The sequence below is a fragment of the Alteromonas sp. 009811495 genome (assembly GCF_028865455.1).
In the GTDB taxonomy this organism is placed as follows: domain Bacteria; phylum Pseudomonadota; class Gammaproteobacteria; order Enterobacterales; family Alteromonadaceae; genus Alteromonas.
In genome coordinates, this window is the sequence record NZ_CP113972.1 from 2,441,304 (window position 1) to 2,454,956 (window position 13,653).

General features: G+C 43.3%; 16 protein-coding genes. 8 read left to right on the plus strand and 8 right to left on the minus strand.

Going from position 1 to position 13,653, the window contains the following annotated elements; all coding sequences use genetic code 11:
- Position 1 precedes the first annotated feature (1 nt).
- From OZ660_RS11215 to OZ660_RS11225, 3 genes are all read left to right on the plus strand, one after another.
- Positions 2-676 (plus strand): chemotaxis protein CheB, encoded by a 675-nt coding sequence (locus OZ660_RS11215; protein ID WP_274740952.1) that lies wholly within the window; start codon positions 2-4, stop codon positions 674-676.
- Between the two features lie 217 nt (positions 677-893).
- Complete coding sequence (locus tag OZ660_RS11220) at positions 894-1,505, plus strand: EF-hand domain-containing protein (protein WP_274740953.1); 612 nt, start codon at positions 894-896, stop codon at positions 1,503-1,505.
- Between the two features lie 249 nt (positions 1,506-1,754).
- Entirely contained in the window at positions 1,755-2,579 is an 825-nt protein-coding gene (locus OZ660_RS11225; protein ID WP_274740954.1) for a DUF4437 domain-containing protein, read from the plus strand.
- Between the two features lie 67 nt (positions 2,580-2,646).
- On the opposite strand, the gene OZ660_RS11230 is transcribed toward OZ660_RS11225, so the two are convergent.
- A complete protein-coding gene (locus OZ660_RS11230; RefSeq protein WP_274740955.1) occupies positions 2,647-3,609 on the minus strand; it encodes an NAD(P)H-dependent oxidoreductase in 963 nt (320 codons plus the stop codon).
- A 122-nt stretch (positions 3,610-3,731) separates the two neighbouring features.
- Between OZ660_RS11230 and OZ660_RS11235 the strand changes: the two genes are divergently transcribed.
- The gene (locus tag OZ660_RS11235) at positions 3,732-4,664 is read left to right on the plus strand and encodes a LysR family transcriptional regulator (protein WP_274740956.1); all 933 of its coding nucleotides are present in this window, start codon (positions 3,732-3,734) and stop codon (positions 4,662-4,664) included.
- Here the strand turns inward: OZ660_RS11235 and OZ660_RS11240 are convergent.
- Both OZ660_RS11240 and OZ660_RS11245 read right to left on the minus strand, forming a co-directional pair.
- Positions 4,659-5,228 carry a nuclear transport factor 2 family protein gene (locus tag OZ660_RS11240; protein ID WP_274740957.1) on the minus strand — a complete coding sequence of 190 codons (570 nt, stop codon included), beginning with the start codon at positions 5,226-5,228 and terminating at the stop codon, positions 4,659-4,661. The genes OZ660_RS11235 and OZ660_RS11240 overlap by 6 nt on opposite strands.
- Positions 5,229-5,247: 19 nt before the next feature.
- The gene (locus tag OZ660_RS11245) at positions 5,248-6,291 is read right to left on the minus strand and encodes an alpha/beta hydrolase (protein WP_274740958.1); all 1,044 of its coding nucleotides are present in this window, start codon (positions 6,289-6,291) and stop codon (positions 5,248-5,250) included.
- 156 nt (positions 6,292-6,447) lie between these two features.
- Between OZ660_RS11245 and OZ660_RS11250 the strand changes: the two genes are divergently transcribed.
- Positions 6,448-7,344: a helix-turn-helix transcriptional regulator gene (locus OZ660_RS11250; RefSeq protein WP_274740959.1), complete on the plus strand. Its 897-nt coding sequence runs from the start codon at positions 6,448-6,450 to the stop codon at positions 7,342-7,344.
- Here OZ660_RS11250 and OZ660_RS11255 read toward each other — a convergent pair.
- Both OZ660_RS11255 and OZ660_RS11260 read right to left on the minus strand, forming a co-directional pair.
- Positions 7,334-8,152 (minus strand): DUF3307 domain-containing protein, encoded by an 819-nt coding sequence (locus tag OZ660_RS11255; protein WP_274740960.1) that lies wholly within the window; start codon positions 8,150-8,152, stop codon positions 7,334-7,336. The two genes, OZ660_RS11250 and OZ660_RS11255, sit on opposite strands and share 11 nt — an antisense overlap.
- A gap of 8 nt (positions 8,153-8,160) precedes the next feature.
- Positions 8,161-8,829: a hypothetical protein gene (locus tag OZ660_RS11260; RefSeq protein WP_274740961.1), complete on the minus strand. Its 669-nt coding sequence runs from the start codon at positions 8,827-8,829 to the stop codon at positions 8,161-8,163.
- Positions 8,830-9,109: 280 nt separating this feature from the next.
- On the opposite strand from OZ660_RS11260, the gene OZ660_RS11265 reads away from it, so the two are divergent.
- The 3 genes from OZ660_RS11265 to OZ660_RS11275 all read left to right on the plus strand — a co-directional run bounded on the left by OZ660_RS11265 (position 9,110) and on the right by OZ660_RS11275 (position 11,533).
- On the plus strand, positions 9,110-9,727 hold the full coding sequence (locus OZ660_RS11265; RefSeq protein WP_274740962.1) for a TetR/AcrR family transcriptional regulator: 618 nt from the start codon (positions 9,110-9,112) through the stop codon (positions 9,725-9,727).
- Positions 9,728-9,792: 65 nt separating this feature from the next.
- Complete coding sequence (locus tag OZ660_RS11270) at positions 9,793-10,842, plus strand: alcohol dehydrogenase family protein (protein WP_274740963.1); 1,050 nt, start codon at positions 9,793-9,795, stop codon at positions 10,840-10,842.
- Positions 10,843-10,957: 115 nt separating this feature from the next.
- Positions 10,958-11,533, plus strand: a complete 576-nt coding sequence (locus OZ660_RS11275) for an exopolysaccharide biosynthesis protein (RefSeq protein WP_274740964.1) — start codon at positions 10,958-10,960, stop codon at positions 11,531-11,533.
- Between the two features lie 2 nt (positions 11,534-11,535).
- On the opposite strand, the gene OZ660_RS11280 is transcribed toward OZ660_RS11275, so the two are convergent.
- The 3 genes from OZ660_RS11280 to OZ660_RS11290 are packed head-to-tail and all read right to left on the minus strand — an operon-like array spanning position 11,536 to position 13,624.
- A complete protein-coding gene (locus OZ660_RS11280; RefSeq protein WP_274740965.1) occupies positions 11,536-12,333 on the minus strand; it encodes a sterol desaturase family protein in 798 nt (265 codons plus the stop codon).
- An 8-nt stretch (positions 12,334-12,341) separates the two neighbouring features.
- Positions 12,342-12,977 carry a CDP-alcohol phosphatidyltransferase family protein gene (locus tag OZ660_RS11285; RefSeq protein ID WP_274740966.1) on the minus strand — a complete coding sequence of 212 codons (636 nt, stop codon included), beginning with the start codon at positions 12,975-12,977 and terminating at the stop codon, positions 12,342-12,344.
- Positions 12,971-13,624 (minus strand): ATP-binding cassette domain-containing protein, encoded by a 654-nt coding sequence (locus OZ660_RS11290; RefSeq protein ID WP_274740967.1) that lies wholly within the window; start codon positions 13,622-13,624, stop codon positions 12,971-12,973. Before OZ660_RS11290 ends, OZ660_RS11285 begins: the two co-directional genes overlap by 7 nt.
- Between the last annotated feature and the right edge of the window lie 29 nt (positions 13,625-13,653).

Consider the following 13,653-nt stretch of genomic DNA (forward strand, 5'->3'; position numbering starts at 1 on the left):
AGTGGCGTCTGCATCCACGCGTTACCCTGAAATTAACCCTGTTTTTTTCATTGGTGCTTCCGCAGGTGGCGTCAGTGCTTTTTCAGCACTTGCCACCGCTCTGCCCGAGGATTTCCCTGCCCCCATTTTTTTTCTGCTTCACAGGCTAAGGAATAGCCCTGTAAAATCAAAAGGTATGCTATCGCTGCTTGAAGCTAAATCCAACTTGCCAGTTAAAATAGCGAGCGATGGTGATTTGGTTCGCTCTGGCTGCATTTACCTTCCCCCTGAAAATTTGAACATCGGTATAGACGACAATCACATCATTGTTTCAGATTTACCCGATGATGACTTATGGCGACCATCAATTAACTTTCTGTTTAAATCTGGCGCGCGCGAATATAAAGACCGTGCAATATCTATTCTTTTAACTGGAAAATTAGAAGACGGCGTGGAAGGTATGATAGAAACCAGCCATCAAGGCGGCATTACAGTAGCTCAATCGCCAGACGACGCATACGAGCCCCATTTGCCTTTAATGGCCCTAATGAAAGATCACCCCTCTCATGTTTTGCCATTAGCAGATATCCCAAAGTTAATGTGCGAACTTGCGCACCACCCACACTTTCCCAATCAAAAAGCAGTGGCTGAAGAGTCTGCTATAGCAGCTAAAGCGATAAAAAAGCGCATCAAATAATTATTCCTTTGTCTAAGCATAGCTAAAAATATTGCGTAACATTTGCATATTTTTCTATAGATAACTCACATCTCGCTTCTTGTCCATATTCACAAAAAACACTTAAACATTTGTAAATAGTAGACTTTTAAACAATGGCATGTGAAATGTAAAGGTAGTTGTGAATCCACACCTCTGTTAAAGGTTGTACAGAGGTATACACATCAAGGAGTTTGATATGAAAAAGTTATTTTTAGCATCGTTAATTGGTACAGCTCTATCAGCAAGTGCATTTGCAAGCGAAGGTTTAGAGAAAATTGATACGACATTCGCCGATTTAGATAACGATGACAATGGTTACATTTCACGTGAAGAAGCTGACGATGATGAGGTATTTGCGCATTTCTCTAAAATTGACGTGAATTCAGATATGCGTCTGTCAATCAAAGAGTTCAATGACCATGTAACTAAATACCCGCAGCATTTTGACGGAGATGTGGTTGCTTCAGTTAAGTCAATGCAGCACAGCATGAGTGAGCCTCAAGACACTACTGCAGTGCCAGTAAAAGATAAAAAGCTAACGCACGAGCTCCATGCAAAGGCAAACGCGCAAACCAGCGAAAAAGTGGTTGAGAAGGAAGTAAAAGTAAAAACTGAAAAAACGGTTATCGCAAAGAGTAAGTTCGATCTAATGGATATGAACAATGACGGTGCGTTAACCAAGGCAGAAGCATCTCGAAGCGGCGTCACTGAAGACTTCGACAAAATTGATATGAACGATGATGAGCTTATCTCTCGCGTTGAATACTCGAAATTTAAAAGTATTTCAATGACTGATTCTGACGAATAATCTGTACTAAGCCTGAAAGCCGCGCAAGCGGCTTTTTTGTGTCCTGTCTTTTCTCAACACCTTCAATTTTCTTTTACGTTGCGAGCCTTTTTATTATCAATATTTTCTATAAAGAGTCTCAACGGCGCTGTGCTTTTTAAACTCCCCTGCCCTCTATAGACTAAAGACAAATGTCATATGCTAGCGCTACAGTACGCGCCATGATGTATATGAATGGTCAAGCATTGTAGAAAAGGAGCGCCAGCCACTATGGCTTTAAAGAAGTACACGCATTCAACGTTTCTTGGTTTAATCGCCCTGTCATTTGTCTCATCATCATTTAGTCTTCAGGCGGCAACCAAAGTCATTACCGCTGATGAAGTAAACTGGGGGTATTTAAATCCAGCGCGAGGCGATAAGAGCCCTGGTGCTGCAGACCTATGGGGAGACCGCACTAAAAGCACGGCTACCGGCATGCTCGTGCGCTTCAAAGAAGGCTTTTCTTCGCCACCACATATTCATAACATCACATATCGTGGTATTGTTATCGATGGTGAAATGCATAACGATGACCCCGATGCCAAAGCCATGTGGATGCCAGTAAATTCGTATTGGACACAGCCGGCAGGTGAAGTGCACATTACCGCGGCTAATCAAAAAGCCAATATGATTTACCTTGAAATAGATGAAGGACCTTACTTGGTAAAGCCGTCTTCGGAACACTTTGATAACGGTGAACGCCCAATCAACTTGCACCGAGACAACCTGGTTTGGCTTCACAACACCGATCTCATAAACGTTGAGAGTGACGGTGTGAAAGCCGTATATCTTTGGGGTGACACGCAAGCTAAATACGGCACTATGATAAAACTACCAGAAGGTTTTGATGGTGTACTTGAAAGCACCGGCAATGAGTTTCGCAGCGTGGTTATTCAAGGTGAAGTGTCGCTGAAAGCGAAGCGTGACGGCGTAAAATCGCTACTACCTGGCAGTTATATTGAGTCGGACACGCCGTCGGTGCATCACATCAAGAATTCCAGCGACGGTGACGTAACCTTGTACGTTCGCACCAATGCACCGCTTAAAATCCGATAAACAGTGGTAACCATGTCAAACAAAAGCGCAGCATAATAATGCTGCGCTTTTATTGAGGTTATACGTGTTAGTTGTCTAACGGAATTATCACATATTCATCGATAACCACGTTGCCTGTTGCGTCAATGTGTACCTGCCAGCGTTCATTGACTTGCACTTCAACGTGTTCACCAACAAAGTCTGAATCTCTGAACGTCTCAGCTCTTAGGTTTATACGCAATGAAACCTCAAAGCCACGTTCGCTACCTGTGATATCGACTTGATCTATTCGGTGCTCACAACCTGGTTTAAACGTCTTGCGCGCCCATGCATACCAGTCGTTAAACCCCGCGTGACCGCGAAACTCTCCCTCTGGCGACTGCCAAAGGACCTCCTCACTTAAATGAGGTAAAAAACCATCGCTGGACGCTGGCATTGCATCAAAGCGGTCAAACCATGCCTGAACAAACCGCTTTATCTTCAGCTCAGGCGATGCGAACAAATCATCGATGGCCTTTGCTACGCATTCTCCATGTTCTTCAGCACGCGCTTGTACGTCTGACAATTCATTATAAACGCCTTCGATGTAGACCATTCTGTGGGTGTACACAGGCGGGTGATATTGCATTTTTGCCAAATAGGCTAGTTGCTCAAGAGGTCTAAGAAACTCCTCAACACTAAAATGATTGTAACCCAGTGGGCCATATGATTCTTGAGGGCCGCCCACTGAAATAGACAAGATGAAATGCTTGTTAGCCAATTTATCGCCTTTAGGGCCAAATGCGAAGTTGTAGGTAAACGCTTGGTCAATCCAACGCTTAAGCAGCGCAGGCACTGAATACCAATAAAATGGAAATTGAAGCACTATTACATCAGCTTCAAGTAGTGCAGCTTGTTCCGCCTCTACATCAATAGGATTTGCGGTATAAAGTGTATCTAAACGGCGCACTGACACACTTTTCAAACGTTCAGTAATGCTTTTTAACATTGTGCTATTAGCATTTGATTCGTCTAGATTTGGATGGCCTGAAATAATAAGTACATTGCTCATTTTGCTACCTTTGCGTTGTTTATTAAGAAAACACGGATACTTTACGCTTGATAGATAATTAGTTTTAGACCACACTTTTCTCATAAATTATTAGATTAAAACTAACAATAAGCACTGGTTATATGAAAAATGCATCACCTTCGTCCGTTTCTGGGCCTTCGTTCCAACAACTTATTGTTTTTCATGCTATTGCTGACGAAGGCAGTATTAGCGGCGCAGCAAGAAAACTGGAAATGACCTCACCGTCGGTGAGCCACGCATTAAAGTTATTAGAACAGTTATTGAACGTTCCGCTTTTCAGCAGAACCACTAGGCGTGTTGAACTTACCGAGGCGGGACGATTACTTCAGCGGCAAACTCGTGAAGCCATAGGCACGCTGAATGTTGCATTTGAGGAAGTCAATGCATTAAGCCATATGCCTACTGGTGTAGTTAAAGTGACTACACCTCGATTCGCATTTCAACAGCTAATATCCCCTTATTACCAAGAGTTTTGTCAACGTTACCCTGACATTCAGCTTGAGATTTCGATTAACGATGCAACAGTTAACCTTGTTACCGAGGGTATGGATGTGGGTGTGAGATTTGGTGATCGAGTGGAAGACGGTATGGTTGCGAAACAACTTACCTCCCCTACGCGCGAATGTCTGTTTTGTTCACCTGAATATGCCGAGCGTTATGGTATTCCCGAGAATATTGAGAGCCTTAAAAATCATAAGCTGATTCAATATCGCTTTATGACGTCAAACAAACTCGCGCCGCTTACACTATGGCAAAAAGGAGAATCGATAAGCGTTTCAATGCCCCACGCACTTGTTGTTAATGATACAGATCTGATGATTGATGCAGCAAAACGTGGCCTAGGTATTGGGCGTATTGTCGCGCCTATGGTGGATAAGTACTTTGCCTCTAAAGAGTTAGTGCCCGTTTTAATGCCGCACTGGTATCCGTATTCCGGCCTTTACCTCTATTTTCAACAGCACAGTCAAAAGGCCCAACGAGTGCGGGCCTTCATCGACTTCTTAATTGAAAAACATCCAATTAGTCCATCATAGAACTGTTAGCTCAGCTTTTAATCTTTTTAAGTTTCCCTCAGCGCGCATTGGTGCAATAGCTAATATACTGCGGCTACCCTCTTCATCTAGTTTTTGAAGATAGACAGAAGTTATTAACCAGTCCCGCCCATATCGTTTAAAGGTGAAAGTATAGGTGCCAGATACTTGCCAAAACCCGTCTTCGTCAAGCCAATGACTCGCTGTAAATGGAACATTTGCAGTCGCAATGTCAGCCGCTATCGTTATAACAGGGCGTTCCAGGCGATGAAAAGTTCTGTCAAAACCTGGTAAGAAAGCTGCCCACTGTTGCATAAGCGTCTCTTTTGAAACGGTTTGCTTAGCCCCCTCAAATAATTCTGAATAATCGGTAGTCACCGACTTATCAAATAGCGTGACAAGGTACTCATAAGCGTTTCTGTCTGCTAAGGCAGAAAAGCTCGCAATACTGCTGTGTATAGCTGCTATGTTTTGATCACGAATAGAATGCGTTTCTTCAGCAATAACGGGCGATACCATGGCGATTACCTCCAAAATAATAAAAAATTTAATTACTGCTTTACCCATAGCAATATCCCTTTTCCATTTACAGGTGATGATTGAAGTGCTCGGTAACGGCTTGAACTGCTGTATTAACGGCCTTTGACTGGTCGTAAAAATCAAATTGGGTGATGCCTTCAAGCCATATGGCTTTAACATTGTCACCTGCGTTTGATAAGTATTGGTGAGCACCTTGCGGTAAAGCCATCGCCTCCGAAGCTACCATAAGCACAGGCTTTTCTTGTTTTAAGGCACTTTGTTGAGCGTCGTAGGTAAGCCATTGCTCCCATGAAGCTACATTGAATTGGTTATCATATTCCTTCACTAGACCGCGATTATTTTCGGTGTAATAAGGCACTTGATACATCAGAGCATTATCATTTTCTAAGCTAGCGGCCTCTATAAGTTGCGGCTCATTTTGCTGTTTTGCTTCGCGCGCCAATGCTATTAAGCGCGATGTGCTTTCTTCTCCACCATAAATCTCTGCCGCCATCGCTTTATCATGTAGCCATGGCGCGACGACAGCTACACTTTGCAAGTGTGATGATTCAAGGGCAGCATCAAGCATGTAGCCTGCTGAAGCGCATATAGCAAGGCCTCCAATACGTGAGGCGTCAACGCCTTCAAGCCGATTTGCTGCTTGTAAAACCGCTATTATGTCTTGTGTTTTAGTAGCTGGGTCTTCAACAAAGGGCTGAGTTTGACTGTGGATTCGTTGGGTCTCTCCCCACCCTCTAAAGTCAAAAGTCAGCGCCGCATAACCCTTTTCTGCAAACGCTTTTGCATAGACTGCGGGCATCTGTTCTTTAACCGATGTCCAAGCGCCAGTGACGACAATTAAAGGCGCCTGATTATTACCTTTTGGTAAATAAAGGTTTGCCGCGATTGGACCTACCTGTGTATTTAATGTCATAGACTGCATAGTGATCTCCTTTGCATGCTGTTGCTCGATTTGATAATTAAAGTTTGGTGATTGCGTTGACTGTGGCATAACCGCTTTAAGCGTATCTATGTCGTTTGGGGTCGCTAAAACGGTTAATGAAGGAAAAACTAGGGGTATCGCTACGTTGAGCGCTTTAAGTGTTTGCATAGTTATGTTGTCCTTTACCAATTGAAGTCAGTAGGGACATAATAGAGAGCAACAGCATCAAAATATTGAAGATAACTGCTGTATTTATTGTATGAAATTGCGCTTACCTTTGTTTTGAATTACTGAGATCAATGACGCTTAAATGTAAGGAATGATGTGAAATCAAGACTGGCTTTTTTTGACTATCAAACGCATCAGCCGTCAAGTTGTGGCAATGTGCTCGATATTACGTTTTCAAACGAAGCATTGAATTGGCAAGGCATCATTCTTGAAAAAGGCTCCTCTGAGTATTTCTACCCCAAACAGGTATACACGCCCTACTTCTATTTCGCATTGGCGCTAGACAAAGATCTCAGTTGGTCTGTAAAAGCTGATAACGAACTGATTGCTTTAAAAACTGCACCAGGAAATATTTGGATAAATCCGCCAAAGACTCCGTTTACTCATAATATATCTGAGCCTTGCTATTTCGTTATTTTGGCCATTGAAGAACATGTTCTCTTTGATGCCTGCCCCTATAAGGTTGAAGCAACCCGACTTGAATTTCTGAATAATTACAACGTTGAAGATGAGACCATCAAAGGCTTAATTGAGCTATTGCTGCTAGAGACTCAAGCTAATGGGCGCAACGGCAAACCGTATTTGCAAAACTTAGTGTCGGCATTGTCGGCCCACTACATTCAGAATTATTCAAACTATGAAGACGTCAAAGGAAATACAGCGGCTAATGCCAAATTTGGACAATCGGATCTTGCAAAGATTGATGATTACATACAACACAATATCGGCAATGCCATTACCATAGAAGCCTTGGCAGACCTGGTGTTTTGTAGCAAGTATTACTTTTTGAGAGAATTCAAAAAAAGTGTAGGTGAAACGCCTTATCAATACATAACCCATCATCGTATTGAACATAGCAAACGGTTATTGCTGACGAGTTCGTTGTCACTTAGTGATATAGCCCATCAAATGGGTTTTAACGACCAGTCTCACTTTAATCGCGTGTTTAAACAGCATGTTGGGCTTACGCCCAAGCAGTTTACTAACGCTTAATAGGAAACTCTCCCAATAAATAGGCGCAAGCTAATCCAATGATAAGTGTAATAACAACGCTTGAGAATGTGCCTAGCAGGACGTACTCGGTAAGCTTTCTATCTTGATGTTTGGTCAAATCACCAAATCTAAAAATAGACTTCGCGGCAATCAAAAAGCCAATAGCAGCAAATTGGTTAAGCAACACAAAAGTGAGCATGAGTGTCCGCTCAAGGTAGCCTATACGCTGCCCTGCCAACGCCAATGTTTGTTGGGCTTCTAGGCTAAGAGTTAACGCGTCGTTTGCATGGGAATGTTTAGGGCGCTCAGAAGTCACTTCTGCACTCCACGGAGAAAGTAGCTGCTTAATTATGATTGAACTTGGCTTTAAAACAGCTAAATACGCTAAGACAATAGCAAGGTGTTGTACATTAATTGCTTTTAAAACAGTTATAAATGTATTGAACTGGCTGGTCATAAAAAGATAGACAGCAATAATGACCAGCACATGTGCCAACTGATCAACGATAAAAGAAGTGGTGGTTTGCGGGCAATAAGACTTAATAACGTCAATTTTAAAATGAGTTACAGCGATAATCGCGCTACCACAAAGTACCGTCATGCCCTGAAGATCACTAGCAAAAACAAGTATGGCAATGCCTGCAAGTAAACCGTGCAGCAGCGCATGTAGGTACAAATGTGGTGCTAGAACGTGCCGTTTGTTGCGACTTTCCACCCACGAATAAGGTTGAAAATAGAAATCTGCGAGTAAATGCGCTAGCAACAATGCGACAAGTAGTAAGGTTTCCTTAAACACAAGTTCCTGCATGTTTTTCCTTAAATAGTAGTTCTACTTAGTACTGTACTTATTTCTTGCTCCATAAACGCTAAGTACTCGGCTATCAACCTGTAATTGCTTGCGTTCAAAATGCGCGTCACGTTACTTCTTGTTTTGCCCAAAGATGTCGCCACAGCGTCATGGTTCTTATCTTCTGAAACTAAGTAGGCTAGTACGGTTTCAGATTGTGTCTGAGTTAACCCTGCTATATGTGAATCGGCAAATCGAGTAAGTAAAGAAGTATGTCGAGCCAATGACCCATATTCACACTGAAACGACACATATTGCCCTTTCAATTCATCAAGCCCTCTTCCTGACAATACGAATGCCTGCCCCGTACCGGTTTTTACCTCAGACGGTCTAAAGGTTACCTCACCGACTGCGCAGCTCACTCTGATATCGCTACTGGGAGTCATCGCTTTTAAGGCCAAGCGAATGCCTAGTGCTATGTGCATTACGTTCTGCGAATGCGATGTCACAAACTGAAAAGCATCACCGCGAAAAACGTCGAAATGCCCGTCATATGAACGTGCATAAGTCGTCAACTGGGCCTTTAACGCTTGGATAATGCGACTAAAATCTTCATCCGATAACGACTGTGATTTGACAATGTCACCGGTTATGACAGCAGCATTGCACTCTTCAACGTTTCCCCTTTGTCTACTCATATGAATTGCTTCCTCGCACACAATATTGAGTCTATGCAATGCTCAATGACTCAATGCATTCGCTTGCCTACAATAACCCGCATAAGTTACATAATATACACACAATTCGAAATAATACCAAAAACAATCACATTCCTAAATGTGATTAAAAATAGTAACAAAATAGAAAGTATTGACGCAGGTATAGCTATGCTAGTCACACGAAGCACTTGTCAGGGTAGAATATTTACTCTACCCCAAGGTAGAACATTTATTCTACCACGGTATTAATGAGGTTTTGGTGACCAAAGAGCTAGTAAAAACTTCGACAGCTACGCCTAGTGCTACCCACGACGCCATTGCACAAAAACTTGAACAAGCCTTCGCTATATATGGGTTTGCGACGCCAAACGTGGCAACGCTTAAAGAGCATTCAGGCACAACACTAAAAACGCTTTACAAATATTTCCCTTCGAAAGAAGCCATGGTCATAGGCGCACTACACTACCGACATAAGCGGTACATCGCGTTTTTAGAGCAAGATAGCCCTATAAATCACAAAATCACGTCAGTACACGACGCAAACACATTGTTGCTGCATATTTTCACACGTCTAGCACTATGGCTTGAAACCTATGCACCACGGGGTTGTATGTCTCTTCAAGCACTCGCCTGCTACCCCAATAATGAAAAAATCCAAAATGCAGTTCAATCACATAAATTAGAGGTCAAACAATGGCTGACTGAAAATTTTAACGATCTCACAATGGCAACTGCTGCTTCCCAAAAAGACTTTGTAGAAACCATCTTTATTTTACATGAAGGCATGGCGTCCGCATGGCCTAGCTCTCAACACGCGGCTTTAAAAGCAGCACACCAAGCTATTTCCATACTGGTCGAGCAGTTAACCCAAAAGTAGGCCTACAACTGACCTTAGAAAAGGTGATGACGCTACTTTACAAACAAACCCAACTAGGAGTAAGAATGAATCAGTTACCCAAAACCATGAAAGGTGTACAACTTACCAAGCATGGCGACATCGATTCCCTTGTCTTTAATGAGCAGATCGCACTGCCCTATCTCACCGACAATGATGTACTTGTTAAAGTTGCGGCGGCTGGTGTTAACAATACTGATTTAAATACACGTAAAGGGTGGTATTCAAAAGAGGGAAACAATGCCAATGATGCGAGCTGGGCAGGCTCTGCGCTGGTATTTCCCCGTATTCAAGGTGCTGATGTTTGTGGTTACATTGTCGCGGTTGGAAAAAATGTATCGTCATCACGAATTGGAGAAAGAGTACTTATAGAACCATGCTTAACTGAGGCGGACAGCCAACGTCTACCATCACCCTGGTACTTGGGTAGTGAGTGCGACGGCGGGTTTGCTCAATTCACCAAAGTAGCGAGTAAGCATGCATACGCCGTAAAATCATCGTATACAGATACTGAACTTGCTTCTTTTCCATGCTCCTATTCGACCGCGGAAAACCTTTTGCATAGAGCAAATGTTCAAAAAGGCGAACGAGTATTTATTACAGGCGCTTCTGGTGGTGTTGGTTCAGCGGCAGTACAACTAGCTAAGGCACGCGGCGCGTATGTAGTGGCGGTAACCAGTAAAGAAAAGCAAGGCGAAGTGAACGCTTTGGGCGCTGACGAAACTGTTACCCGAGATGCAGACTGGAAATCACTTTATAAAAACAAACCGTTCAATGTTGTGATTGACCTGGTCGCAGGCGCGCGTTGGCCAGACTTACTAGAGTTACTCTCAACATTTGGGCGATACGCTACCTCTGGCGCTATTGGTGGGCACGACGTTATATTAGATGTTAGAACGTTGTACTTAAAGGACTTACAACTGATAGGTTGTACTGTATTGCAAGAAGGCGTTTTTGCCAGTCTCGTTAAACACATTGAGCGCGGAAGCATTAAGCCGATTGTCGCTGCAACGTATCCATTGAAAGAGATAAAGCAGGCTCAGCAAGATTTCGAATTGAAAAAACACACTGGCAAATTGGTGTTGACGCTAGATTAGTCTTATCTAGTTGAGCAATTACACCAACCTAAAACAAATGTAATCTTTTTCGTATTGCAGACGTAAATTACCTTGTGCTTTACGCTTTTTAAATCGCTATCTGCAAGGTAATGCCATGACCCAGTCTATAGGACATTTGCTCGACACCATTACGGAAGATCAGGGAGACAGAGTGTCTCTAAAAGATGTCATTGCGCGCTTTGAAAGTAGAGGGTTTGGACCGCTGCTATTGATACCCTCACTCATCGCGCTGTTACCAACAGGTGCGATCCCGGGAGTTCCGAGCATTTGTGGCATAACTCTGTTTTTGGTTTGCATACAGGTTGCATATGGAAAGAAGCACCCTTGGTTACCTAACACGCTTACGAAAAAGACGATAAGTACCGGCAAGATTGATAGCGCCGTTGAAAAAGCGAAACCCTACGTTACAAAAAGCGAACGTCTACTACGACCTCGTGTAGAAATATTATCAACTCCACCGCTTAAAAACCTAGTTGCAGCAATATGTGGGGTGGCCGCATTATGTATGATTCCGCTAGAGGCACTACCATTTGCTGCTGCGGCACCAGCTTTCGCACTAAGCTTAACGGCTGTTGGAATGATAAACAAAGACGGAATATTTATTCTCGCAGGGCTAATATTTCAAATTCTAACAGGTTATCTAGTCTATCAAGTACTTACCATGGCGTAGTCTTACCCACCACGCCTAAAAGGTTGCCGCAATAATGCTATAACACTTGCATTTTCTTTTAGCGCAGGCACATCTTGCTGCCCAATAGGTAAGGTTTCATCGCTGTGCGCGGCGCGCAGTTTGAAGCTGTTAAACAGTCTGTCCCACCAACTCACACTAAAGCCAAAATTAGAATTCGACTCAGACTTGGCCTGACTATGATGAATGCGATGCAATCGCTGTGTGATAAGAATTAGCCCTAATCTGTCATCCCACTTTTGTGGCAAACGAATATTCGCGTGATTAAAAAGCGCAAAGCCGTTGAGCGCTACCTCAAATATAACAATCGCCATTGCAGGTATGCCAAATGCCACTACCGCAGCGGCTTTTACCCCCAAACTAATTGCAATTTCGATAGGATGAAAACGAAGGCCCGTTGTAGTATCAACATGGCTATCGGCATGATGCATTTTATGTACTCGCCACAACAAAGGTATGGTATGAAACAGTCTGTGCTGCCAATAGATAATCACATCTTGCACAACCACGCAAAGCACTACTACCAATGTAGCAGGAAGTGTATTAACAACGTTAAATAGGCCAATTTCATTGGTTTGAGCCCATGTTGATACGCCTATTAATGTAGTAGGTAAAAGCACTCTTGCAACGAGGGCACCGAATACCACCATAGCAAGGTTACCTACCCAGCGGGTCTTTCTATTTAACACCGCCTGCCGTGCAGGTTTGTAGGCTTCGAGCACTGCCATAACAGTGAAACCCCCTAAAAACACACCTAGTCTAATAATTGACGTATTATCCATGATAAACGTTACCTACTACCGTTTTCTGACTCTACCCGCTTAAGTGTGAAAAAGCCCCCAACAATACGAGTAACTAACGTAATTAAACACGCTGCTGCGAACAAATAAGCCCATACTGGAAAGTAGCTTGGCCATATACAAAATGCTAAGAAGACAACGATGGTCTCGCTTCCCTCTGTTAGCCCCTGCATATAGTAAAAACTCTTATTTTGAAACTGAGGTCGGTCTATTTGAAACTTCTCAGCTGCGATGGCAAACGCCAAGAAACTACTACCTGTCCCTATAAAAGTTGCCAGCAATACCATTGCAGCCACACCCCACAACGCTGGGTTTGCTATTCCGAATGCCAGAGGGATAGCGGCATAAAATAAAAAGTCCAGGCAGATATCAAGGAAACCACCCGCGCTACTACTGCTTTTTTGATAACGAGCAAGTTCACCATCAATACCGTCAAAAATCCTATTTCCTATAATGCAACCCAGCGCGGCCCCCCACCAGTTAAGAATAATAAAGGGAACGGCGCATAAGCCTATCAAGAAGCCCGCGACAGTTATTTGATTCGGCGTTACCCCAATTTTATCTAGGCCTACAATTAAAGGCCTTAGTATAGGTTTAATAAAAGGCGTAATTTTGGCGTCTAGCATTTTGATAACTCTATTATTTCGCCACCTGCTGCAATAGCGTCTTCTTTGTCATGAGTGACCAAAACCGCAGGTATATTATGAATTTTTAACTGCTCAAACGTCCATGTACGAATGTGCTCACGCAGGCTAGCATCTAATTTGCTAAAAGGCTCATCGAGCAGCACTGCCTTTGGTTGTGAACTTAGGGTTCGCAACAACGATATCCTCGCCTGCTGACCACCCGACAGAGCGCTCACCGATCTTTTTTGCATGCCGTTAAGCTCGAAGGTTTCAAGCATAACTTCAATAGCATTTATTCGTGCTTGTTTATTGGCAAACCTACCTTTTGGCATGGCAAAGGCAATATTCTCTTCAACGGTCATATGCTCAAATAACAATGCATCCTGAAACATCACCCCGATGTGTCGACGGTGTGCAGGTTTGTGTGTAATGTCCTCGCCGCTAAGCAAGATACGCCCAGTAAAATCAAACGGCGCAGACAGTTGCCCCGCTATGGCTTGTAGTAGCGTTGATTTCCCAGAGCCACTTGGCCCCATTACTGTCAACACTTCACCTGCATTCACGCGCGCACTTAACTTTACTAATTCAGCGTCACCATTTGAGATAACTAATTGTTGTAGGTCAAGCACGTTTTTATCCTTTGACATCGCTCACCCTTTTTATGCGGCCATCATTG

What these genes read in the sequence shown, in the direction of transcription:
- OZ660_RS11240 (WP_274740957.1), bottom strand. Translation starts at nt 5,228, where the DNA reads ATGGGTAAAGCAGTAATTAAATTTTTTATTATTTTGGAGGTAATCGCC.
- OZ660_RS11285 (WP_274740966.1), bottom strand. Translation starts at nt 12,977, where the DNA reads ATGCTAGACGCCAAAATTACGCCTTTTATTAAACCTATACTAAGGCCT.
- OZ660_RS11245 (WP_274740958.1), bottom strand. Translation starts at nt 6,291, where the DNA reads ATGCAAACACTTAAAGCGCTCAACGTAGCGATACCCCTAGTTTTTCCT.
- OZ660_RS11275 (WP_274740964.1), top strand. Translation starts at nt 10,958, where the DNA reads ATGACCCAGTCTATAGGACATTTGCTCGACACCATTACGGAAGATCAG.
- OZ660_RS11260 (WP_274740961.1), bottom strand. Translation starts at nt 8,829, where the DNA reads ATGAGTAGACAAAGGGGAAACGTTGAAGAGTGCAATGCTGCTGTCATA.
- OZ660_RS11270 (WP_274740963.1), top strand. Translation starts at nt 9,793, where the DNA reads ATGAATCAGTTACCCAAAACCATGAAAGGTGTACAACTTACCAAGCAT.
- OZ660_RS11290 (WP_274740967.1), bottom strand. Translation starts at nt 13,624, where the DNA reads ATGTCAAAGGATAAAAACGTGCTTGACCTACAACAATTAGTTATCTCA.
- OZ660_RS11280 (WP_274740965.1), bottom strand. Translation starts at nt 12,333, where the DNA reads ATGGATAATACGTCAATTATTAGACTAGGTGTGTTTTTAGGGGGTTTC.
- OZ660_RS11225 (WP_274740954.1), top strand. Translation starts at nt 1,755, where the DNA reads ATGGCTTTAAAGAAGTACACGCATTCAACGTTTCTTGGTTTAATCGCC.
- OZ660_RS11255 (WP_274740960.1), bottom strand. Translation starts at nt 8,152, where the DNA reads ATGCAGGAACTTGTGTTTAAGGAAACCTTACTACTTGTCGCATTGTTG.
- OZ660_RS11235 (WP_274740956.1), top strand. Translation starts at nt 3,732, where the DNA reads ATGAAAAATGCATCACCTTCGTCCGTTTCTGGGCCTTCGTTCCAACAA.
- OZ660_RS11220 (WP_274740953.1), top strand. Translation starts at nt 894, where the DNA reads ATGAAAAAGTTATTTTTAGCATCGTTAATTGGTACAGCTCTATCAGCA.
- OZ660_RS11230 (WP_274740955.1), bottom strand. Translation starts at nt 3,609, where the DNA reads ATGAGCAATGTACTTATTATTTCAGGCCATCCAAATCTAGACGAATCA.